General features: G+C 58.5%; 1 pseudogene. It reads left to right on the top strand.

Annotated features, from left to right (window positions below):
• Positions 1 to 730, top strand: a pseudogene (locus E1958_RS21050) (hypothetical protein); the annotation flags it as partial.
• Positions 731 to 951 lie beyond the last annotated feature (221 nt).

The raw sequence follows: 951 nt of genomic DNA, 5'->3' as shown, positions 1-951 counted from the left end.
CGAGGATGGGGTGAAGGGACGTTTTTGGGAAGGTCGCTTCAAGAGCCAGGCGTTGCTTGACGAGAAGGCATTGCCGGCGGCGATGGCCTATGTGGATCTCAATCCGGTCCGGGCGGGGCTGGCCGAGACGCCGGAGGCTTCGGACTATACCTCGATTCAGGAACGCATCGCCGGGCTGCCGAAGGAGGTTGGGTCCGAAGCCGGCTCGCAGGAGACCGCAACCATCAAAGATCCTGAGATAACGCTCGATGGGGAGTGGTTACGAGCGGAGGCCGAAACGCACGGCTTACCCCAAGCCTCGCTGATGCCCTTCGATGCCACCGCACAGACCCCTTGGGCGGTGCCTTTGATGATTACCTGGAGTTGGTCGATTGGACGGGCCGGGCGTTACGTGTGGATAAATGTGGATACATCGAGGAACGAGAACCCAAGATTCTCGCCCGACTGGGCATCGACGGGGAGCGGTTTATTGGCTCTGCCGAGCGGCTTCTCAAGGAATTCGGGACAGCGGTCGGCGCACCGGCATCGCTTGCGAATCTCTGCGCCCGGCGCCAGACTAAATATCTGCGTGGTATCCAGGCTGCGCGAGCGTTGTGTGGTTCAGCCGGCGCGTCCATTCAAGTTCCGTACAGTCTTCAAACGAAGGCGGCTCCAGTCGCGCATGGCGCCGGCTGAACCAGGCTTCACAGTTGGAAGGGTGGTGATCGGAGAGCTCGTCGTGAAGCAATGAAAACGGTCGGCTAACAAGTGGCTTAGCCCGACCCAATACCGCGCATCAAGCTCAGGAGCTTGGCTCAAGTCATGGGTAGGCGCGGTATTGGTGGGGCTAGCCAAGCCGTTAGCCCCTCTATAAAAGGCGCCGCAATGGAAATCAAATTAAGTAAGCAACAAAAAATCACCGTAACCGGTTCGGAAGACATTTATCTGATCATGCGCCAAATTCTCCGGAGA

Origin of the sequence: Candidatus Thiosymbion oneisti, assembly GCF_004359955.1 — a bacterium.
Classification (GTDB): domain Bacteria; phylum Pseudomonadota; class Gammaproteobacteria; order Chromatiales; family Chromatiaceae; genus Thiosymbion; species Thiosymbion oneisti.
Note: the sequence above shows the minus strand (reverse complement) of the source record. Positions and strands in the feature narration are given on the sequence as shown.